General features: G+C 62.4%; 23 protein-coding genes. 16 read left to right on the forward strand and 7 right to left on the reverse strand.

From position 1 onward, the window contains the following. Nucleotides 1–511: 511 nt before the first annotated feature. From IPM84_16900 to IPM84_16915, 4 genes are all read left to right on the forward strand, one after another. Complete coding sequence (locus IPM84_16900) at nt 512–1,153, forward strand: hypothetical protein (protein ID MBK9094405.1); 642 nt, start codon at nt 512–514, stop codon at nt 1,151–1,153. A gap of 73 nt (nt 1,154–1,226) precedes the next feature. Next, a complete protein-coding gene (locus IPM84_16905) occupies nt 1,227–1,775 on the forward strand; it encodes a hypothetical protein (GenBank protein ID MBK9094406.1) in 549 nt (182 codons plus the stop codon). Nucleotides 1,776–1,864: 89 nt separating this feature from the next. Continuing rightward, on the forward strand, nt 1,865–2,005 hold the full coding sequence (locus tag IPM84_16910) for a hypothetical protein (GenBank protein ID MBK9094407.1): 141 nt from the start codon (nt 1,865–1,867) through the stop codon (nt 2,003–2,005). A gap of 282 nt (nt 2,006–2,287) precedes the next feature. Further along, nucleotides 2,288–2,908: an SDR family oxidoreductase gene (locus tag IPM84_16915; protein ID MBK9094408.1), complete on the forward strand. Its 621-nt coding sequence runs from the start codon at nt 2,288–2,290 to the stop codon at nt 2,906–2,908. Between the two features lie 49 nt (nt 2,909–2,957). Here the strand turns inward: IPM84_16915 and IPM84_16920 are convergent, their stop codons facing one another. Beyond that, nucleotides 2,958–3,587 (reverse strand): cyclase family protein, encoded by a 630-nt coding sequence (locus IPM84_16920; GenBank protein ID MBK9094409.1) that lies wholly within the window; start codon nt 3,585–3,587, stop codon nt 2,958–2,960. A 209-nt stretch (nt 3,588–3,796) separates the two neighbouring features. Between IPM84_16920 and IPM84_16925 the strand changes: the two genes are divergently transcribed. The 8 genes from IPM84_16925 to IPM84_16960 all read left to right on the forward strand — a co-directional run bounded on the left by IPM84_16925 (nt 3,797) and on the right by IPM84_16960 (nt 13,472). After that, nucleotides 3,797–6,778 carry a hypothetical protein gene (locus IPM84_16925; protein MBK9094410.1) on the forward strand — a complete coding sequence of 994 codons (2,982 nt, stop codon included), beginning with the start codon at nt 3,797–3,799 and terminating at the stop codon, nt 6,776–6,778. A 214-nt stretch (nt 6,779–6,992) separates the two neighbouring features. Beyond that, nucleotides 6,993–8,816 carry a M61 family metallopeptidase gene (locus IPM84_16930; protein MBK9094411.1) on the forward strand — a complete coding sequence of 608 codons (1,824 nt, stop codon included), beginning with the start codon at nt 6,993–6,995 and terminating at the stop codon, nt 8,814–8,816. 11 nt (nt 8,817–8,827) lie between these two features. Beyond that, nucleotides 8,828–9,457 carry a histidine phosphatase family protein gene (locus tag IPM84_16935; protein MBK9094412.1) on the forward strand — a complete coding sequence of 210 codons (630 nt, stop codon included), beginning with the start codon at nt 8,828–8,830 and terminating at the stop codon, nt 9,455–9,457. Between the two features lie 6 nt (nt 9,458–9,463). Continuing rightward, nucleotides 9,464–9,766 carry a hypothetical protein gene (locus IPM84_16940; GenBank protein MBK9094413.1) on the forward strand — a complete coding sequence of 101 codons (303 nt, stop codon included), beginning with the start codon at nt 9,464–9,466 and terminating at the stop codon, nt 9,764–9,766. Nucleotides 9,767–9,904: 138 nt separating this feature from the next. Continuing rightward, on the forward strand, nt 9,905–10,861 hold the full coding sequence (locus IPM84_16945) for a GNAT family N-acetyltransferase (GenBank protein MBK9094414.1): 957 nt from the start codon (nt 9,905–9,907) through the stop codon (nt 10,859–10,861). Between the two features lie 56 nt (nt 10,862–10,917). Beyond that, entirely contained in the window at nt 10,918–11,184 is a 267-nt protein-coding gene (locus IPM84_16950; protein ID MBK9094415.1) for a hypothetical protein, read from the forward strand. A 120-nt stretch (nt 11,185–11,304) separates the two neighbouring features. Further along, a complete protein-coding gene (locus tag IPM84_16955) occupies nt 11,305–12,807 on the forward strand; it encodes an AAA family ATPase (protein ID MBK9094416.1) in 1,503 nt (500 codons plus the stop codon). Continuing rightward, complete coding sequence (locus IPM84_16960) at nt 12,804–13,472, forward strand: hypothetical protein (GenBank protein ID MBK9094417.1); 669 nt, start codon at nt 12,804–12,806, stop codon at nt 13,470–13,472. The genes IPM84_16955 and IPM84_16960 overlap by 4 nt, the downstream gene beginning before the upstream one ends. Nucleotide 13,473: 1 nt before the next feature. Here IPM84_16960 and IPM84_16965 read toward each other — a convergent pair whose 3' ends face one another. After that, nucleotides 13,474–14,406: a Fic family protein gene (locus IPM84_16965; GenBank protein ID MBK9094418.1), complete on the reverse strand. Its 933-nt coding sequence runs from the start codon at nt 14,404–14,406 to the stop codon at nt 13,474–13,476. A gap of 67 nt (nt 14,407–14,473) precedes the next feature. Between IPM84_16965 and IPM84_16970 the strand changes: the two genes are divergently transcribed. Further along, the gene (locus IPM84_16970; protein MBK9094419.1) at nt 14,474–14,644 is read left to right on the forward strand and encodes a hypothetical protein; all 171 of its coding nucleotides are present in this window, start codon (nt 14,474–14,476) and stop codon (nt 14,642–14,644) included. A gap of 234 nt (nt 14,645–14,878) precedes the next feature. Continuing rightward, entirely contained in the window at nt 14,879–15,172 is a 294-nt protein-coding gene (locus IPM84_16975) for a hypothetical protein (GenBank protein ID MBK9094420.1), read from the forward strand. A gap of 13 nt (nt 15,173–15,185) precedes the next feature. Here the strand turns inward: IPM84_16975 and IPM84_16980 are convergent, their stop codons facing one another. The 3 genes from IPM84_16980 to IPM84_16990 form a co-directional block, all read right to left on the reverse strand. Next, nucleotides 15,186–15,548 carry a hypothetical protein gene (locus IPM84_16980; protein MBK9094421.1) on the reverse strand — a complete coding sequence of 121 codons (363 nt, stop codon included), beginning with the start codon at nt 15,546–15,548 and terminating at the stop codon, nt 15,186–15,188. 160 nt (nt 15,549–15,708) lie between these two features. Then, nucleotides 15,709–15,795 carry a hypothetical protein gene (locus tag IPM84_16985; GenBank protein MBK9094422.1) on the reverse strand — a complete coding sequence of 29 codons (87 nt, stop codon included), beginning with the start codon at nt 15,793–15,795 and terminating at the stop codon, nt 15,709–15,711. Beyond that, nucleotides 15,764–15,985 (reverse strand): hypothetical protein, encoded by a 222-nt coding sequence (locus tag IPM84_16990; protein MBK9094423.1) that lies wholly within the window; start codon nt 15,983–15,985, stop codon nt 15,764–15,766. The genes IPM84_16985 and IPM84_16990 overlap by 32 nt, the downstream gene beginning before the upstream one ends. A 194-nt stretch (nt 15,986–16,179) precedes the next feature. Between IPM84_16990 and IPM84_16995 the strand changes: the two genes are divergently transcribed. Then, nucleotides 16,180–17,028, forward strand: coding sequence for a hypothetical protein (locus IPM84_16995; GenBank protein MBK9094424.1), 849 nt, complete (start codon nt 16,180–16,182; stop codon nt 17,026–17,028). Beyond that, nucleotides 17,006–17,569: a hypothetical protein gene (locus tag IPM84_17000; protein ID MBK9094425.1), complete on the forward strand. Its 564-nt coding sequence runs from the start codon at nt 17,006–17,008 to the stop codon at nt 17,567–17,569. Before IPM84_16995 ends, IPM84_17000 begins: the two co-directional genes overlap by 23 nt. An 11-nt stretch (nt 17,570–17,580) precedes the next feature. Here IPM84_17000 and IPM84_17005 read toward each other — a convergent pair whose 3' ends face one another. Next, a complete protein-coding gene (locus IPM84_17005) occupies nt 17,581–18,675 on the reverse strand; it encodes a hypothetical protein (protein MBK9094426.1) in 1,095 nt (364 codons plus the stop codon). Continuing rightward, nucleotides 18,672–19,268, reverse strand: a complete 597-nt coding sequence (locus IPM84_17010) for a hypothetical protein (protein MBK9094427.1) — start codon at nt 19,266–19,268, stop codon at nt 18,672–18,674. The genes IPM84_17005 and IPM84_17010 overlap by 4 nt, the downstream gene beginning before the upstream one ends. Nucleotides 19,269–19,440: the final 172 nt, after the last annotated feature.

Raw genomic sequence — 19,440 nt, forward strand, 5'->3', positions numbered from 1 at the left:
GATGGACTGATCTATCTCTGGGACGTGACCACGGGGAAGGATAGGTCGCCTCGAAGCCAATGGGGTCGCTGCGTTGAGTTTTAACGGCGATGGCCGCGTGCTGTTCAGCGCCGGAGGGAGAGCCGCCTCAGTGCAGATTTGGCCCGTGGACCTGCAGGATCTGCAGGATCAGGCCAGGCGGCTCATCTCGCGGGATCCGCCGCAGTTCACCGGCGCGGAGCGACGGCGCTATGGATTGGCTGACATTTCGAGGTGAACCAATGACTGCCATCGCCCTCTACCGGTCTCCCCGCTTTCGCAACGACCGCGACGACCGGGCGCGCTACCTGCGCAACCTGGCGGAGGAGGGGCTGAAAGACCGTCCTGAAGATGATCCACGTCCACATCCTTCACCGCGGAGGTTGCAGAGGAGTCGCGCCTTGCGTTGGAATCGGATGCGCCGTTGCGCACCTTGTGATCGAGGGTATGTCAGATTGTTGCAGTAATTTGCCATTCGTGGCATACTACCCGCATGGAATTCACGCATCTGCTCGCAATCGTCGGCGATGAGCCTGTGTTTGCCACCGACCTGCTGCTGGCCGGCGCTGTGGACGCGGACGATGTGCGCCGGCAGCTCTCGCGCTGGGTGAGCGCCGGTCGCCTCTACCAACTGCGCCGCGGCCTCTACGCGCTGGCGTCCCCTTTTCAGCGCGTCAGGCCGCATCCCTTCCTCGTGGCCAACCGACTGGTGCGCGGCTCCTACGTCAGTCAGCAGGCCGCGCTGGCCCACTATGGCCTGATCCCCGAAGCGGCCCCGGTGGTGACCAGCGTGACGACCGGCCGGCCCGGCCGCTGGGAGACGCCCCTCGGCGTCTACGAGTACCGCCATGTGAAGACGGGCTTGTTCTTCGGCTATCGCTGGACGGAGATCAGCCCCAGCCAACGCGCCTTTGTCGCCGCACCGGAAAAAGCGCTGCTGGACCTGGTTCACCTGCACGCCGGCGGGGATGAACCGACCTACCTGGCCGAGCTGCGCCTGCAGAACCTGGAGCGTGTCGATCTGGACGTGCTGCGCGGGTTGGCCGAGCGGGCCGACCAGCCCCAGGCGGCGCCGCGCGGCCGCCATCGTGGCCGGGGGGCGCGCGCTGGGGCTGGGAGGAGCGAGGAACTGTGAAAAGGGACCAAGCGTGGCAGCTATTCGTCGAGCAAACGTTGACGAGTTAACGAAAGGATGGGAGGACGCAAGCATGTCAATTGCAGAAGCAGCACTTTACGGCGATTTGGTCAGGCGCCTGCGCGACGTCTGCGCGCAGCAGTTGGCCCAGTTGAAAGGCATCAGCATCGAATCTGAGCGCGTCGCGTTGGATGACGTGATTCGGGCCTGGTTCTTCACCCCGCAGAATGACCTCTACGGCCTGACGCCGCAACGGATGATTCGCAACGAGGAGTTGGGCATCGCCAACACAATACCTGGCGACAGACTGGGCGACATGTTCGAAGACGACTGTCCAGTCTGCGCCGCCATGCGGGCTGAGGCCGAGGCGGGTATGGCGGCCGGTCCCGACCACGATCACGGCTGGTCCTTCGGCCTGGCGCCCGACTCCAGCCTGCTGGACGAGTACGATCCTGAAGGCTCTGACGAGCGCTGGCGCATCGAAGACGAGCGCATGAAAGCCAACCAGGCTGCGCGCAAGGCTGAAGCGCAGGCACTGCCCTTCGCCGGCGCCGATGACCCCGACCTGGCGCACGACATCCAACAGGAGCGTGCCTGGCTGGACGGCGACTTCCAGTTCTAGCCGGGATCACAGATGCTGACGCGTTGGCTCTTGGGCGGCGCGGCCATGATCCTCCACTTTGGCGCCAGTCGCGCCACTCGTGATGTTTCGTGCTGAAGATCATTGCCCTCTTGCAGCAACTGCAGGAAGACACCCGCGCACGCTATCAGGCGCTGGCGGCTGTCGTGACCGAGCGCGCCGCTAACGACAGTGACGCCCAGGCGCCGCGCGCGGCTGGCCCTATGCGTTGACGAGATGCATCTCGACCTACGCCACCCTGGCCCTGGCCGAGGCGGCGACCGTGGCTGACTGGCTGGCGCGCGGCGAAGCCTGGTGCAGAGGACGCCCAGGCCAACGGCAGAACCCCCTTCTACCGGCCCGATCTGCACCTCCTGGGCGATGGCGCACAGCCTGCGCCGGGCAGGTGAGGTACACAGGCAAAGAATGGTAATCATTCGCAAAGCACCTGCAAGAACTGCTACTGTGACCAAACCTCGCAACCGGCGTCCAAGCCTGTGGAGGTTCGAACAAGTATGAAAATCGCAGTTTTTGGCGCTACCGGCGGCGCCGGCAGGCAGGTGGTGGAACAGGCGTTGGCTGCAGGCCACCAGGTCAGCGCGCTGGCTCGCAACCCTGCCAAACTGGCGCTGACCAATGACAACCTGACCATCGTCGCCGGCAACGTGCTCGACGCCATCGAAGTAGAAGAAACCCTGCAAGGAGCGGATGCCGTGGTGGTTTCCCTGGGTAACACCGACTCCAACCCCGACGATGTGGTTTCACAGGGCACTCAGATCATCATCAGCGCGATGCAGCGCCTGGGCCGGCCGCAGCGCATCGTCATCGTCAGCTCCCTGGGCGTGGGCGAGAGCAAGGACCAGGTGCCTTTTGCCTTCAAGCTCCTGATGAAGAGTGTGCTGAAAAAACCCATGCAAGACAAGGAACGCCAGGAAGCGCTCCTCAAGGCCAGCAGCCTCGATTGGACCATCGTGCGGCCCGGCGGTTTGACCAACGGCCCGGCCACCGGCCGCTACCGCGCAGGACTCGACCCCAAGATCAGCGCAGGCCAGGTCAGCCGCGCCGATGTGGCCGCGTTCGTACTGAAGCAGCTCACCGACCTGACCTACCTGCATCGCGCCCCGGCCATTACCTGACCTGCATCGGCCCCTGCGCGGCTGGGAGCGCGGGCGTCTCGCCCGCCTCTCACAGCGTCAGCGTGCGCAGCACCACGCGCGCTGGCGCGCCGTCGCTCTCGGCAATGCACAACGGCAGAGCCATCACCTCGTAATCGCCGTCCGGCACGGCCCGCAGGCACAAATTCTCCACAATCACCACAGCGCAGCGCAGAAATGCCCGATGCGCCGCGAGATCGGCGCTGCTGACCGGGTCCACCGACGGCGCGTCGGTGCCAATCAAGCGCACGCCCTGATCGCCCAGCCAGGCCGCCGCGTCGGGCGTGAAAAAGACCAGATCGTGATCGAAGACATCATCGGGCACGTCACTGTCGCGTGTGTGAACGAGCAGCCGCGTCACGCCGGCCAGATCGAGCGCCTGCACGTCGGCCAGGGTGATGGCGTTCGTCACCGGCAGCGTGACCACGCGCGCCCGGCCAATCAGGACATCGAGCGGAATGCGGTCAATGCCCGGCCCGGCGTCACTGTTGTGGCGCGGCGCGTCCACATGCGTGCCGGCATGAACGCTCAGGGTGATCGAACTGAGATTGCACGCGTCTCCCTGCCGCAGCAGCAGATTGTGCGTCAAAGAAACCGGGGTATCGCCGGGGAAAACCGCACTGCGGGGCGTCAGGGGGCGCGAAAGATCATAAAACTGCATGGCTACCACCTCTCGACTTGCCTACGCGACATAGGCCCAACCAGGGCCGACTCCACGCGTGACTATACCACAGCGCGCCGAGTTGCCAATTTTCGTGTAGTTGGCAACTCTCGTTCCTCGTTCTCTCCGCCAGATGGTACGATCTCTCTATGGAAATCGAACGCGAAAGCGGCTATCAATGAGATGTGCCCAACTTCAAGGAGTAGATCGTGACACTAAATAATGCTTCGTTCCTCCGCTGCCGGCGCATATCTGCGCAGGTTTCCAGGATCGTGATGGCGCTGGCTTTGATCGGCGGTCTGTTGGCCGCAGCGCCGGGCCAGGCCGCCAGACTGAAGGCCACGACAGCCTCTTCGACACTCACCACAGCCCAGGCAGTCACCCATTTCAATCCAACTTTGAGCAATCCCGGCGATGAAAACTGGAGCAGCGGCTTTCACCTGCCAGGCATGAACGGCTCGGTCACCGCGTTGGCTGTCGCCGCCAACGGCGATATCCTTGCAGGCGGCAATTTCACCACGGCCGGCGACGTCAGCGCCAGCCGCATTGCGCGCTGGAGCGGCTCATCCTGGAGCGCGCTGGGCAGCGGCTTGAACGGATCGGTCAATACCCTGGCCGTGGACAGCAGCGGCAACGTCTACGCCGGCGGCAGTTTCACCCAGGCGGGCGGCGCCAGCGCCAACTATGTCGCCCGTTGGGATGGCGCGGCCTGGGGCGCGCTGGGAACCGGCATGGATAGCACGGTGTACGCCCTGGCAGTCAACACCTCCGGCACGTTGGTTGCTGGCGGCAACTTCACCACGGCCGGCGGCGGCAGCGCCAGTTACATTGCGCAATGGAACGGCACCGCCTGGAGCGCGCTGGGCGCCGGCATGGATGGATCGGTCAACGCCCTGGCGTTCGCGGCTGGCGGCGATCTCTACGCCGGCGGCTGGTTCATGAACGCCGGCGGCGGCAGCGCGAACCGCATCGCCCGCTGGGACGGTTCATCCTGGAGCGCGTTGGGAACCGGCATGGACAACAGCGTCTACGCACTGGCGGTTTCGGGCAGCAACGTCGTCGCCGGCGGCGCCTTCAGCACGGCCGGCGGCAGCAGCGCCAGCCGTGTGGCGCAATGGAACGGGACGGCCTGGGCCGCGCTGGGCAGCGGCGCCGATGGAACCGTGTCTGCTGTAGCCATCAGTGGCAGCACTGTTTACGCCGGCGGCAGTTTTGCCAACGCCGGCGGTAGCAGCGCCAGTCGCATCGCGGCCTGGAACGGCACGAGTTGGAGCGCGTTGGGCAGCGGCATGGATGCCACGGTCAGCGCCTTGATCGTCAAGGGCGACGGTACGCTGTATTCGGGAGGTTGGTTCACCGCAGCCGGCGGCAGCAGCGCCAGCCGCATCGCCCGCTGGAACGGCGCAGCCTGGAGCGCGCTGGGGGTCAGCGGCGCCGGAGTCAATAACACCATCACCGCGGCTGCGCTGGACACGAACGGTAATCTCCTCGTCGGCGGCTATTTCACCAGCGCCGGCGGTGTGAGCGCCAACCGCGTCGCCCAATGGAACGGCAGCGCCTGGAGCAGCCTCGGCAGCGGCATGAACGGCTCGGTCAACGCCCTGGCCCTCGACAGCAGCGGCAACCTGGTGGCCGGCGGAGCCTTCACCGACGCGGGCGGCGTCAGCGCCAACCGCGTCGCGATCTGGAACGGCACAGCCTGGAGCGCGCTCGGCAGCGGCATGAACGGTTCGGTGGATGCCCTGGCCTTCGACGGTAGTGGCAACCTCTATGCCGGCGGGTCTTTTACCGACGCCGGCGGTGTCAGCGCCAATCGCGTCGCCAAGTGGAACGGCAGCGCCTGGAGCGTCCTGGGAACGGGAATGAACAGCTACGTGTCCGCGTTGGCCTTCGGCGCCGATGGCAGCCTGGTCGCCGGCGGGGCCTTTACCGACGCCGGCGGCGTCAGCGCCAACCGCGTCGCCAAGTGGAATGGCAGCTCGTGGAGCGTGCTGGGAACCGGCATGAACGGCGCCGTCAACGCCCTCACGTTCGATGCCAGCGGCAACCTGGTGGCGGGAGGATGGTTCACAGACGCCGGCGGGACCAGCGCCAACTATGTCGCAGTCTGGAACGGCGTCAGTTGGAGCGCGCTGGGCAGCGGCATGAACAGCGCCGTCAACGCGCTGGCGCACAACAGCAGCGGCGCCCTCATCGTCGGCGGCGAGTTCACCAGCGCGGGCGGAGGCAGCGCCAGCTACATCGCAGCCTGGAACGGCGCCACCTGGAACGCCCTGGGCAGCGGCCTGGACAGCGCCGCCTACGCGTTGGCACTCGACGACCGTGGCAGTCTGTACGTGGGCGGTGTTTTCACCGCATCGGGAAACAAACCCGCTTACAGCATCGCACGCTGGACCACGGCGGTCAGCCAGGCCATCAGCGGCGCCGGAACCTACAGTTTTTATGTCAACAACCTGCCCGTCATCGTGGTCGTGACCAGCGCGGGCGACCTGGCGCGCATCAACATCCAGCGCCGCAATCAGCATCACGCCCAGGCAACGGCCAACCTGCAAACCGGTTATTACTGGGAGATCGAAGGGCTGAACGCCAGCAGCGACCCGGCCAGCGGTTTCACCGTCAACCTGACCTTGCCAACCACCTTCAGCTCCGACAACGGCGACCAGGTCTGTCGCTACACCGGATCGGCGTGGGACTGCGCGCTCAACTCGTTTACCGCCAGCAGTGTGACCCGCCAGGGCGTAACCGCTTTTTCGGACTGGGCAGCCGAGAACAACGCACCCCTGGCCGCGGGGCTGGCCGATTTCGCGGTCCAGGCGCAGGAGCAAGGCATCCTCGTGACCTGGGAAACCACCAGTGAAGTGGGAACGCTGGGCTTCGACCTGTGGCGCGGGATGACGCCAGACGCGCCCACGCAGCGCCTCAACGCTGAACTCATCCCCTCGCAGGCGCCGGGCAGTAGCCAGGGTTTCAGCTATGCCTGGCTCGATCAGGACAACCTGGTGATGGGCGCCACCTATTACTACTGGCTCGACGTGGTGGAGGTCAGCGGCGCCCACGAGCGTCACGGCCCGCTGTCGGTCACCTGGCAAGCGCCCACCGCGCTGGTGGTGGACAGCTTTACGGCCGGTACTGATAGCGTGGGTAAGCGGCTGCTCGCCTGGCTGCTGGGGCGACGCAGCGCCGCCGAATGAATTCGGGGCGAAGGGGCGTTCCGCCACGAGGTCGGCCTGCGCCGACCGGCGGTACGCCCTTTGGGCGCGATTTCAATCGCTGAATAGCGGCGCTTTGCGGTTCATGGGGGGTTGGGGTAGAATGGTCGCCCTGACGGCCTGCAATCGCCGTCAACTGAAGCGATGCGCCGGCGGCAGCCGGGCCGACCAATCCAATTCGATGAGACGTGCAACCATGCAGCTAACCTACACCCTGGCGATGCCAACCCCTGTCACCCATCTGTTTCATGTCACCCTGACCGTGACCGGCCTGGAGCAGCCGACGGCTGAGTTTGCCATGCCGGTGTGGACGCCCGGCTCCTACCTGGTACGCGAATACGCACGCCATGTGCAAGGGTTTGCGGCGGCGGATGGCGCGGGTCAGGGCCGGCCCTGGCGCAAAATTGCCAAGAACCGCTGGCTGGTGGAAACGGCCGGCGTTGACCGCGTCACTCTCAGCTACCAGGTCTACGCGGGCGAACTGTCGGTGCGCACCAGTCACCTGGACAGCACGCACGGCTACTTCAATGGCGCCACCGTTTTCATGAGCCTGGACGGCGGCCGCGATCTGCCCTGCGACCTGGTCATCACGCCCTTCCCCGGCTGGCGTATCTCCACACCGCTGCCCGCGGCGGCCGGTGAGATCAACCGCTATCACGCCGACAACTTCGACCACCTGATTGACAGCCCCACCGAGATCGGCGCCCACCAGGTGATTGAATTCGAGGCGCTGGGCAAGCCGCACCGCATCGCCTTTTACGGTCATGGCAACGAAGACCTGACTCGCCTGACGGCCGACACGCAGAAAATCGTCGAGACGGCCGGGGCCATCTTCGGCGGCCTGCCCTATGACGATTATCTGTTCATCATCCATGCCACGGAACGACGGCGCGGCGGGCTGGAGCATCGCAATTCCAGCAGCAACGGCGTGGTGCGCTGGAATTTTGGCGATGACAAGGAGTACCGTCAGCAAGTCCTGGCCCTGCTGGCGCACGAGTTTTTCCACGTCTGGAACGTCAAGCGCATCGTGCCCGTAGGCTTCCTGGCCTTCGACTACGACGAAGAAAACTACACCAAACTCCTGTGGGTCATGGAAGGCTGGACTTCGTATTTCGAGCTGCTCATTCTGCGCCGCGCCGGCCTGTGGACGGCCAGCGCTGTGCTGGAAGAGACGGCCCAGCGCATCCTGCGCTTGCAGCAAACGCCCGGCCGTCTGCTGCAGAGCGCCGAGATGTCGAGCTTCGACACCTGGATCAAATTCTATCGCCCTGATGAAAACAGTCAGAACACGGGCATCTCCTACTACAACAAGGGTGCGCTGCTGGGCATGCTGCTCGACCTCGATCTGCGCCGGCAGAGCGGCGGTCAGCGTTGCCTGGACGATGTCATGCGCCACTGCTGGCAGGACTACGCCCTGGTCGGCCGCGGCCTGCCCGAAGCCGATTTTCAGGCCGTCGTCGAGACAGTGGCCGGCGCCTCTCTGGCCGATTTCTTCGAGCGTTTCGTGCGCGGCGTTGACGAACTGCCCTTCGATGACCTCCTGGCCCACGCCGGGCTGGAGCTGCGCTTCGGCTATCAGGATGACAAGCCCAACGGCGCGGCTGACACCCCGCCTGCGCGCAGGGCAGGGCTGGGCCTGCGCGTGGAGGAGACCGACGGCCGTTCGCTGATCAGCACAGTCTTTGCCGATGGCGCCGGCGCCGCGGCCGACGTGGCGCCTGGCGATGAGCTGCTGGCGCTCGATGGCCTGCGCGTGACTGCATCGTCCCTCAATCGGCGCCTGGACGGCTATCACCCCGGCGATCGCGTCACGCTGACGCTGTTCCGCCGCGATGAGCTGCGCCAGGCTGAGGTGACGCTGGGCGTGCGACCGTTCAACCGCCTGCAAATGCGCCCGGCCGCGGCGGTCACGGAGGCGCAGCAGGCGCTCTTCAGCCAATGGCTGCACGAACCATTCCCGGCGCCCGATTTCGTCGCCACGGGCGATATCGAGATCGAATCCGAGAAACCAAAAACCTGAGCCAATGCCCAATGTCATCTGAACTCACCACCATCTGGCTGCTGCGTCATGGACAGTCGCAGTGGAATCATGAAGGGCGCTGGCAGGGACAGGCCGACATCCAGCTCAGCGAACTGGGCCGCCAACAGGCGCACCGCGTGGGGCAACGGCTCCGTCGTTACCAGATCGAGCATCTGATCAGCAGCGACGCGACGCGCGCGCTGGAGACGGCGCAGGTTGTCGGTTCCTACCTGCACCTGACGCCCTCACCGCACGCGGGTCTGCGCGAGTCGGACATCGGCGCCTGGACCGGGCTGACCTCGGCTGAGATCAAAGCCCGTTTTCCCGAAGAATGGGCGGCCATGAACGCGCGTGCGGATGTGGCCCGCGGCGGCGGTGAAACGTACAGCGAACTGCGTAGTCGCACCTGGGCCGTCGCGCAGGAGGCGGTGGCGCGCCATCACGGGCAAGCCGTCCTGCTGGTGTCGCACGGGACGGCCATTCGCGCCTTGATTTCGGCTGCGCTCGGGCTTGACGTCTTCACCATGCACAACCTGTGGATTGGTGGGAACACTGCGCTCAGCCGCCTGCGCTTTCGCGACGGGCGCTTTCATCTCGATCTGCACAACGACACCGCGCACCTCGAAGAAGCGGAGGCATAGGAACCTGTGGGAACGATCCTGCCCGCGGTCCTCGGCAGTGCATTGATCCTGCTCGGCGCGGCCTACCCGCTGCTGGCGCTGATGCGCATCGCCCGCCTGCTCAACGACAAGGCGCAGCGTCCGTCGTCGCGGCAATTGGCGATCCGCCTGCTGCTGACGGCCGCGCTACCGGTCGGCGCGATCCTGGGCGGCGTCGGTCTGCTGCTGCCGCGGCTCTGGCAAAACCCCATCTTCAGCGCGCTGGTCGTCGCGGCCGCCGTGGTTGTGGCCGCTTGCGCCATCCTGCTTTCGATCCGCCGCCTGCGGTGATGCTCAGTCTGGTGGAGAACTGTCTTTACGCGCAGACGCCGCTATCTTCCCCCCTTCTCCTCTCCGCTGTGCGGAGAGGAGAAGGGCCGGGGATGAGGTGAGGTCGCTCTGCCCCCAACAAGTGCTGGTAACAAAAAAATGTTCGACATCAACGCGACACCCATACAAGAAGACGACCTGCCCGCGGTCGCAGCCCTGGTCAACGAAGCGCTGACCCAGGTACCGATCAGCGCGACGGTCAGCGCGGACTCGTTTCGCCGGCTGGGCCTGTTGAATGAACAGGGCACGCTCTATCCGCTCGATCTGCACAATGACCCGGCGGGCTGGCTGCTGGTGCGCGACCGAAACACGACGCTCGGTTTTGTTCATGCCTGTACTGGCTACCTGCCCGATGCCGCCGCGCCATCCCTCGTTGGGCAAGGTCCCCCGGCCCCAGCCGCCGCGCCGCCGGTTGGATTCATCCGCTTCCTGATTTTTCCGCCCGGCCGGAACGATGTGGGCGGCGTCCTGTTAGCCGCGGCAGAAAAATTCCTGCGCGCGGCCGGTGTGCGCACCGTGTACGCCTGGCACCCGCAGGCCGGTTATCCGTTCTACCATGCTGGCGTCGGCATCTCCAACGGACAGGATTTCTACGGCCTGAGTGCGCTCAGTGAAGCCGGCTACCTGTTGACCACGCGCGTGCTCTGTTACCAATGCAACTTGGGGCAACCCATGCCCGAATACACGCCGGCCCGACGTCTGCGCTGCGTCATGCGCCCCGCCATCGGCATGCCCTGGTCGCTGTCGGCGTTTCTGCCCGGCGAGCCTCAGCCGTGCGCCCAGGTGCAGATCAAGACGCTGCCTGAAGCGCTGGCCGTGAATGGCAAACCGCGCGCCTATCTGCTGCATGCGGCTGTACGGGAAGAAATGCAGCGCCAGGGGGTCGGCCGCTGGCTCCTGCAGCGCGCGTGCAACGAGTTCAGCGCGCGCGGCTTCGCGGCCATCATCGCGCATGCAACACACCAACAGGCGGCCGCGCAAGCCGTTCTACCTCAAGCGGGCTTCGAGGAACTGGCCTTCCGGGGCTACACCTTCGAGCGTCAGATACCCCGATAGGGAATCCATGGCTCAAATCAGCGTACAACTATTTCGATGGCGACCTGCGCGGGCTGGTGGAGCGGGTTGCACCCTACAAGCTGCTGCACGTCATCTTTCGCCAATCGGTCAGTCCTGAGCAACTGCTCACCTTCGGCGAAGTCGAATCGGTGGATGAAATCGAAGCCACGCTGCGCGTCCCACGTGGGCGGACCTCAGAATATGCCGCCCGCCTGCTGGCCGCCTTCCAGGTGGACGACGTCACCATCCAGGAACCGCCGGTGGAAGCCATCATCAGCCAGATCTTCCAGGAGCAAGCCGCCCTGACCGCCGCACCCGCGTAGGTTGCGCCGAATTCATTCAGCGGCCCATCCGGCGGTCGCCAGATTGACTTATCGGGTGTCTCGCGTGATAATGGGCCGCAAGTAGTTTTGCCCCGTTTTGGACAGTGCGGAGAGGCTTCGATGCTGACACGACTCAAGGTCTCTGGGTTCAAGAACCTGGTTGACGCAGACCTACGTTTTGGCCCGTTCACGTGCGTGGCCGGAGCCAATGGTACCGGCAAGTCCAATTTGTTTGACGCGATTCAGTTCCTCAGTAAATTAGCCGGTGACACGTTGCTCAACGCGGCCCTGGCGGTGCGTTCCGAAGGTAGACGCACGGCCGATGTACGCAACATCTTCCATCGTATTGGCGACAATTACGCGGGTCAGATGACTCTCGAGGCAGAGATGATCGTCCCATCCACCGGAATTGACGATTTGGGGCAGCGCGCTGAAGCGTCCATTACCCTCTTGTGCTACCGGCTTGTCCTGGCCTACCGGGCGGACAGCAATCTTCCCAGCCTGGGTTCACTAGAAATCTTGCATGAGGAGCTGACTCACATCAACGTGACTGATGCGGCCAGGCATCTCCGCTTTCCGCACAAGCTGGCGTGGCGACGTTCGGTTGTCAAAGGCCGGCGCGTCGGCGAGTTCATCTCGACGGTCGAAAAAGAGGGGAGATGCATCATCAAGCTGCATCAAGAGGGCACGGCAGGGCGTCCGCGTGAATATCTCGCCGCCACGCTGCCGCGCACGGTCCTTTCGGCGGTCAATGCCATCGAGAGCCCAACAGCCTTGCTGGCGCGGCGCGAGATGCAGTCCTGGCGCCTGCTGCAACTCGAACCCTCCGCGTTACGCGAGCCTGACGAATACACGGCCCTTCCTCGCTTGGGCGCTGACGGCTCACATATGCCGGCGACCCTGGACTATCTGAGGCGTGCAGCTCACAATGGAGATCAGTCTGGCGGCAGTAACGGGGAGTCGCCCATGCTGGATGAACTGGCTGCACGTCTCTCTGAACTTGTCGAACACGTCAAAACGATCCATGTTGACCGAGATGATCGCCGGCAGCTTCTGACACTGGAAATGACAGACCGCAGCGGTACTTCGTTACCGGCCCGTTCACTGTCTGACGGGACGCTGCGCTTTCTGGCGTTGGCCGTGCTGGCTCTCGACCCGCGTGAAGAAGGGCTGATCTGCCTGGAAGAACCGGAGAACGGCATCCACCCCGAACGCATCCCGGCGATGCTGCAGCTTCTGCAAGAAATCGCCGTTGATATAGAGAACGAGGTCGGTGCAGACAACCCGCTGCGACAGGTGATTGTCAACACTCACTCACCCAGCGTGGTCAGCCAGGCGCCTGACGACGCCCTCCTGGTTTCCGAACTGCAAGAGGTGATGACGGCCGGGCAACGTGCGCAGGCGGCCCGATTTCGATGGTTACCCGACACTTGGCGCTGCGATGCCGACCCAGACACACCTCCTGTGGCACGCGGCATCCTGCTGGCCTACCTCAATCCGGCGAGCCGCCCTGACCACCAATTCGAGCAAGGTGCGCCTGCTAATGGCATTTCCAGGCCGCGTCGCCTTGTAGATCGGCCCGATTTTCAACCCTTTCTGCCTGGGATGAAACATCCGAGATGAGGGATCTGACTTTCACTCTCGTGACGGATGGAAGTTCCGATGTCGTCCTGTTGCCCATTCTCACCTGGTTGCTGCGGACGAATGGAGTGGCTCTGCCACTGCAAGGAAGGTGGGCGGACACGCGCCGGGTGCATCTTCCTCGTCGGGCTACCCTGAGCGAGAGAATACACTTGGCTCTTGATCTGTATCCTTGCGAACTTCTCTTCATTCACCGCGATGCCGAGCGCGAACCACGCGATCTGCGCGTTGCCGAAATCCAAGAGGCATTGCATCGTTTACCGCCCAGCTCGCCCCAACCGACGGCCGTTTGCGTCGTACCGGTACGCATGCAGGAGGCGTGGCTTCTGTTCGACGAGATGGCGATCAAGGTCGCTGCCGGCAATCGCACCTTTCGTGAGAATCTCAACCTTCCCATGCTCAAAGACATGGAGTTGCTGCCGGATCCCAAGTCCGCGCTGTATGATTGTCTCCGACGCGCCAGTGGCTTACACGGGCGGCGCCTGCAAAGCTTTCCAGTGGGCCAGCGGGCTCGCCGTGTGGCCGACTTGATCGAAGATTTCTCGCCTTTGCGCGCTTTGCCTGCTTTTGGCGCGTTGGAAGAGGATGTGAAAGAGATCATGACGCGTCTTCATTTGCGCAGAGATACCTCGCAGCCACCGGGGTGAGCTACGAGCCTGCCGACTGCCGGTAGGCGTCCACGGCCTGCCTGGTGGTGTACCACACCTTGCCGCGCTTGACTGCTTCCAGGCGGCCGTTGCGCGCCAGCAAGCCCAGGTATTCCTGGCTGTAGGGCGTCCCTTCGACCGCCTGCCGCAGTGGAATCCACTGCTCTGCCGGGTCAGGCATGCTGCCGCGGGACGTGCAGGCTTCGAGGTAAAGGGTCAGGCTGCGCTCAACGGCCCGCCCCACGAAGTTGGCGATGGGCGGTTCGTTCCCCACGTCGGCCTGGGCCAGAACGCGGTAGTACTGGCCGCGGTTTTCGCTCAAGATGATGGTGGGTGGAAACCCATCGCGCAGGAGCAGGAGGTTCATCACCAGGCGAGCCGTGCGGCCGTTCCCATCTATGAACGGATGAATCGCGGCCAGGCGATGATGGGCAAGGGCTGCCCGGCTGATCGGATGCAAGGACAGGGCTGTGCTGTTGAGCCACTCCGCCCAGTCGGCCATCAGGTATGGGAGGTCCCAACTCTCCGGCGGCTGATGACGCGCCCCGCCAATCCGCACCGGAAGCGTGCGATATTGGCCGGCGTTGGCATCATCAATCTGCGTCAGCACAAGCTTGTGAATCTGCCGCGCGTGAAACGCGTTGATCGGTTCATCGCCAGCGGCCAGCATCTGGACGTAATCAATCGCATCCCTGTGATTGATCACCTCGAAGTGCTCGCGCAGACTCTTGCCGCCGATGGTCAGCCCGGTTTCCAGAATGAACTGTGTCTCACGCAGCGTCAAGGTGCTGCCCTCGATGGCGTTGGAATGGTAGATCCACTCCACCATCAGTTGTTCCTGCAGACGACGGAGCGCCGCGGGCGGCAGCGGCCGCAGAGCGTCCAACTGCGCTTTCTTGCGGTTCAGGCGAGCCAAGAGGCGTGATTCCAGCACGTTCTTCTCCTATCGGTATCGGATACGCCTGGTTATTGTACACCCGATACAGAATCCCGACAAACGCATGATGAGACTGCTCAAGCTGGTGCGTAAACGGGCCGGGCTGTTGGTGTTGTGGCCGCTGAACGACGACGAACGCCGGGTGCAGGGGGCGGTGATCGGGTTGCCGGTGCTCTGCAAGTCCCCGGACGCGACCCTGGCCGAGGGGGTTGGCGCAGACCTGGGAGTATGCTGACCGCTGCGCCGCCGCTGAGGCGCGCCTGGTGATCTTCGATCGCAGGCCGGGCATGGCCTGGGAGCAGGGGATCTTCCACAACAGACATCACTGAGCAGAAAGGGACAATCGGTGGTATACTGTGCCCGTGACAAGAGCGGATTATGTGGATTCGCAGTTTTTCATCTGTTCGGGTGTTTGATCTGACGAGATAGGAATGCATACAGGAATGCGTACAGGATGGAGGAATGTCCGATGACAGCTACAGTGACATTAGAACTACCGGAGAGTGTCTTGATTCAGGCGCTCAGAAAATTGCCGCCTGCGCGACGCTACGAACTGCTGCGCCGGATAGACAACGAAGCGTTGCGCGTTAAGCCTGGAACCGACGTCAACCAACGCTTAGAACAACTCCCTGCATTGACGCCAGAGAGAACGCGCGCGCTGCGCAGCACGCTAAACCAGGCACTTGGGTTGCTGGTCACTGAGCGCGCCGCCCCAACAGCTGAACCACCCGTGAATTCATTCGGTGGGGCCAACGCAACCTGACGTGGTCAGGTTGTCAGGCCGGTAGATCGAGTCGTTCATCAATCCAATCGCGCAGTAAGGCACTGATGCTTTTCCGCGCCGCGGTCGCTTCGGCCCATAGGATAGCTTTGGTTAGCGCATCCAGATGAATCGTTGCGGTTTCGTCCGACTTACGCGTAGTGGGAAAGAGCACAGTCTCGAAATACTCGGTGGGGTAGAGATAATCCTCCCCCTCATTGTCAATGATTCGCAATTCTCCCAACCGCCGTTCATCTTCGGTTGGCGGCAAGGCCTTGTAGACGCGACCGATCGTAAGGCTGGCCAACGTTTCGTCGCGTAATGGCTGACCACGAAAATAAACATAGGATTTGTTGTTCAGGCAGCGTACATACCTCATGCGATTCTCCGAATTTTACGTTTGTCCTTTTCTTCCCGACGTGGTTGCACCACGTCGAAGGCTCCTTACCCCGCGGGCCTGCGCAAGGTTGGCTTGCCCCTCTCCCCCCTCTCCTCTCCGCTGAGCGGAGAGGAGAGGGGCCGGGGGTGAGGTGAGGGCGTCACAGGCCCCGAATGGATTGACCTGTGCAGCGCAAAATCAGCAGCCCGCCACGATCATCGGCCACGTAGACCAAGCTGCCCACCACGCTGACGTCGTAGGCATACCCCGGTGTGTCTCAGGCGCCGCGCCAGGGTGGGGTTCATCTCTTTGATCGCAACCGGCCGGCCCAGGAGTGAATCGCGAGCCAGGTAGACGAAACCAAAACCGCCTCGACCGAGGACGCCCTCGATGAGGTACTTGCCATTCAATAACGAATCGTTGGGTTTGAGTCCCATGGGACGGCTCCGGGAATGACGTAGACAGCGGTACGAACGATGTAAGTATAGAGCAGAGCGGGTGGTTCGTCAATTCATGGCGCGCCCCCACCGATCGAAAGGCGTGAGAACGCGGCGCCGGCGCGTGTCTCAGGCAGGTTGGCGAATCGGGCGCCATCAGGTATACTGGGCCTGTTCACAGGAGCACTCATAACATGCGTTACAACACGGCTGCCATTCGCGATCTTCTCAACCAGGCGCTGACCGATGACGGCTTGAACACCCTCGCCTTCGATCATTTTCGTGACATCTACGACAGCTACTTCACGGCAAGCCTGACGCGCCAACAAAAAACCCAGATTCTGCTGGAACAGGTGGAACGCCGCGGCGAGACCGAGCGCCTGCTGGCCCTGGTGCGTGAAATCAACCCTGTGCAAGTGACCGCCTTCGCCGACCAGGTGCTGCGCCTGCCGCCGGCCGCCGCAGCGAAGGCGCGGCCGCGCTGGGCGATGGGGGTAGCGGCGCTGGTGGTGTTGGCCGTGATGGGATGGGGCGTCCGAATGTTGCTGCGCAGTATGCAGCCGCCGGAATTGCCGCCGCTGCCCTCATTTGCGACCTGTCAAGCTTCCCTGGAGCCTGTGCGAGTGGCGCTGCAACCGTTGACTGACTGTCCGGCTGAGATCAAGGATAACGTGCAAGCCACTCTGACGTCCGTGAACGTTGTCGTGACGCAAACCACGGCAAGCACCCTGCGCACCTGGCGTCAACCAGACGGCTTTGACCTGGTATTGCGTGGTACGTGTAACAGCGACACGTCCGCCGCCCGCCTCACAGTGTCGTTCGAATTGTCGGCCATCCGTAATGCAGACGACTTGTTTCAACCGCCTGAGATCACGGTCAGCGGAACGGTGAGCGAGGTGCTCAGCGCGGGACTTGCGCTGGCTGTGTTTCAACATGGCGATTACTCCCAAGCCAGCGAGCAAATTACAGAACTGCCGGTGAACGTACAAACCCACGAACTGAGATTGTTGCGCCAATGCCATGCTATTCGACCAGCGCTATGAAGACGCGATTGATCTCTTGCGCACACTAAAAGATCAACAGCCAAGCTGGAGCGCTGCAGTCCACAATCTCGGGGTGGCCTTGTTCGGCAAAGCTCAAAAGCTGCCTGTGTTTGCGACTTCGGGCGAAGATTACCTGGACGATGCAATCAGATTCGCGGCGAAACAAGGAGAAACCGACATCGAATTGTTGGCCCATGCAAACTACAGCAACCTGCAGCGCCACACTATCTTCAACTTCGACAAGGCAAAAGTTTCCTGTCAGCGAGCGGAAACGCTCGACGGTCAGTCGGTGTTCACGAGACTCTGCTGGGCTTACTACTACCTGGCTATTACAGGTAGACCAGGCGCCAATCCCGCACAGATTGACGCCAAGATGGCTGAGTATCTTGGAACACCGCAGACAGATGACCCTCCCCGACTGCAAATTTTACGGGCAGTCTGGTACCAAGATCAAGGCGCCTACCTGCGTTTCTTACAACAGATGCAGTTTCACGCCTGCCTGAATCAAGACCGCAAATTCCTGGCCGAATTGCGGCGGTAGATCACCCAACACTAGATAATCCAGTATACGTGACGACCGGCTGCGTCATGAGAGTGCTTCCAGGTCACACTGACGCTCAGTCTGCCTCTAATAGGAGGATCAGGAACATGATGCGAATGACTGACAATATCCTCCGCTTCATGGGTATGATACGCTGCCGCATCGGCTTCGATTTCCATGGCTGCAAATAGCGTCCAAAAGAGCTTGGCTTTGACGTCAGGAGCGAATTTCTCCGCAGCCATGATGGTAGTCACGAGATGCGAAAGCACTTTCTCGAAATCGGAGTGCGGGCTAGAGGGCGCCGATGGAATCTCGGGGAAGATCGGTGAGGTGATATCTGGCAATTCAGTCCAGCTCATCCGATCAAGATCCGCCAGGTCATCATCAATCGTCTTGTGCCTGTGATCATCCCTGCACTCCTGTCCCGCATGACAACAAATCAAATCCCACAGGCATCTATCGCCGGGCCACACCGGTTTATTGAGCAAAGTGTGAACGATCAGCGGCACGTCGCCAGCCAAATCATCGAGCGTGGTGTGCGCGCCTGGATACTCCTCTTTGCCGATTTTGGGCGCAAACGCCAACCAGCGATCAGATAACGAGGGCCGATTGACTGGCAGGTCATACTCGCCGCCCACAGATTTCCGCGCCTCACGTGCGGCTTGCATGCGTAACTGATCCTCGTAACTTGGGACGCGTCCGCGTGTCACTTCTTCTCCCATGCCAGCCCAAGCCATCAACTTATCACGATAATAAGGGTGCGAGCTTCGATCGGCGATTTCGCGCACAACCTGGAGCGCAATCAAAGGACGTAGATACAGGGAGGGGTGAGCATCGTTCTTTACGCCAACCAATTCGGTGTCCTTGGAGACAGACACTGCCGCCAGGTCCTGTGCTGAGAGCGCAAACATCGGCCCGGCGAACAGAACACCGCAGATGTCAGCAAAGACTTCCTCCATCCACAGATTCCACAGGTTGAGACGTCCCACTATCGCTTCTTCGGCCGTGCTAAAATCTACACCCAGTTTCCTACATAGCGCGTCCATTACCGCTTGGCACATACGGTTTTGGAGAGGAACGAACTCATCAAGTGTGACGCCATTCAAAAAATGTGGTGTCCTATCTCGTGCGCGAGGGCCTGCCAGCGGTCCGGCGCATCATAGTCGGAAAGTGGAATGGAGATGACCGGAATGTCGGGCGCAAAGAGCGCGCGTGAAATGCGATACAGCTTCTCGAAATAGACCACCGGCGTCTGTAAAGGCACATAGACAGGATCGTCCGGCGATTTCCAACGGGCGCAGTAGGAGGCCAGCATGGCATCGGCCTGCTCCAGGTAGTAGCGCGTGCTCTCTTGACGGTCTTCGGACTTCATGTACTTGGGGTTGGTCTCGCGGCGCTGCTCGCAGGCGCGACTGAGGATGTTCCACTCCTGCAGCAGACGCTCGATGCCTGACCGCAGCAAGAACGAGAGCTGACCCGACTGATTGGCGTTGTCGAGTGTGGTGGCGTATTCGATGGCGAAATCCTTGAATTTGCCGATGAGCGTCTCTAGCCCATCTTGATCTACTTTTTTGAACAGGCGATCGGCCAGGCGCACCATGGCGTTGACCTGGTTGCGCTGCGTGCGCCTCACGGCTGTACCCAACTGCTTGGTTTGCAGTCGAAGCGTCGGTTGAGATGTTGACAATTGGCGTGACATGAGGACCTCCTGGGAAGCGGTGAAGGGTGGTACCTGTTGACGACAAAGCTCACTGGCCCGTACGGTCACCCTGCAAACTGGATTGTAGCATGAGCAGCGCGCACAGCCAAACGGAACCGATGGAGCGGGGATGGTTATCGGCACAATATCGGCAGTTTATCGGCCAAATAAA

This window comes from Candidatus Amarolinea dominans, from assembly GCA_016719785.1.
In the GTDB taxonomy this organism is placed as follows: Bacteria; Chloroflexota; Anaerolineae; order SSC4; family Amarolineaceae; genus Amarolinea; species Amarolinea dominans.

Excerpts from the sequence above, each read along its gene's own strand:
- IPM84_16900 (MBK9094405.1), top strand. The coding sequence starts at position 512 with ATGGAATTCACGCATCTGCTCGCAATCGTCGGCGATGAGCCTGTGTTT.
- IPM84_16905 (MBK9094406.1), top strand. The coding sequence starts at position 1,227 with ATGTCAATTGCAGAAGCAGCACTTTACGGCGATTTGGTCAGGCGCCTG.
- IPM84_16915 (MBK9094408.1), top strand. The coding sequence starts at position 2,288 with ATGAAAATCGCAGTTTTTGGCGCTACCGGCGGCGCCGGCAGGCAGGTG.
- IPM84_16920 (MBK9094409.1), bottom strand. The coding sequence starts at position 3,587 with ATGCAGTTTTATGATCTTTCGCGCCCCCTGACGCCCCGCAGTGCGGTT.
- IPM84_16930 (MBK9094411.1), top strand. The coding sequence starts at position 6,993 with ATGCAGCTAACCTACACCCTGGCGATGCCAACCCCTGTCACCCATCTG.
- IPM84_16935 (MBK9094412.1), top strand. The coding sequence starts at position 8,828 with ATGTCATCTGAACTCACCACCATCTGGCTGCTGCGTCATGGACAGTCG.
- IPM84_16945 (MBK9094414.1), top strand. The coding sequence starts at position 9,905 with ATGTTCGACATCAACGCGACACCCATACAAGAAGACGACCTGCCCGCG.
- IPM84_16955 (MBK9094416.1), top strand. The coding sequence starts at position 11,305 with ATGCTGACACGACTCAAGGTCTCTGGGTTCAAGAACCTGGTTGACGCA.
- IPM84_16960 (MBK9094417.1), top strand. The coding sequence starts at position 12,804 with ATGAGGGATCTGACTTTCACTCTCGTGACGGATGGAAGTTCCGATGTC.
- IPM84_16970 (MBK9094419.1), top strand. The coding sequence starts at position 14,474 with ATGATGAGACTGCTCAAGCTGGTGCGTAAACGGGCCGGGCTGTTGGTG.
- IPM84_16975 (MBK9094420.1), top strand. The coding sequence starts at position 14,879 with ATGACAGCTACAGTGACATTAGAACTACCGGAGAGTGTCTTGATTCAG.
- IPM84_16980 (MBK9094421.1), bottom strand. The coding sequence starts at position 15,548 with ATGAGGTATGTACGCTGCCTGAACAACAAATCCTATGTTTATTTTCGT.
- IPM84_16990 (MBK9094423.1), bottom strand. The coding sequence starts at position 15,985 with ATGGGACTCAAACCCAACGATTCGTTATTGAATGGCAAGTACCTCATC.
- IPM84_16995 (MBK9094424.1), top strand. The coding sequence starts at position 16,180 with ATGCGTTACAACACGGCTGCCATTCGCGATCTTCTCAACCAGGCGCTG.
- IPM84_17000 (MBK9094425.1), top strand. The coding sequence starts at position 17,006 with ATGCTATTCGACCAGCGCTATGAAGACGCGATTGATCTCTTGCGCACA.
- IPM84_17010 (MBK9094427.1), bottom strand. The coding sequence starts at position 19,268 with ATGTCACGCCAATTGTCAACATCTCAACCGACGCTTCGACTGCAAACC.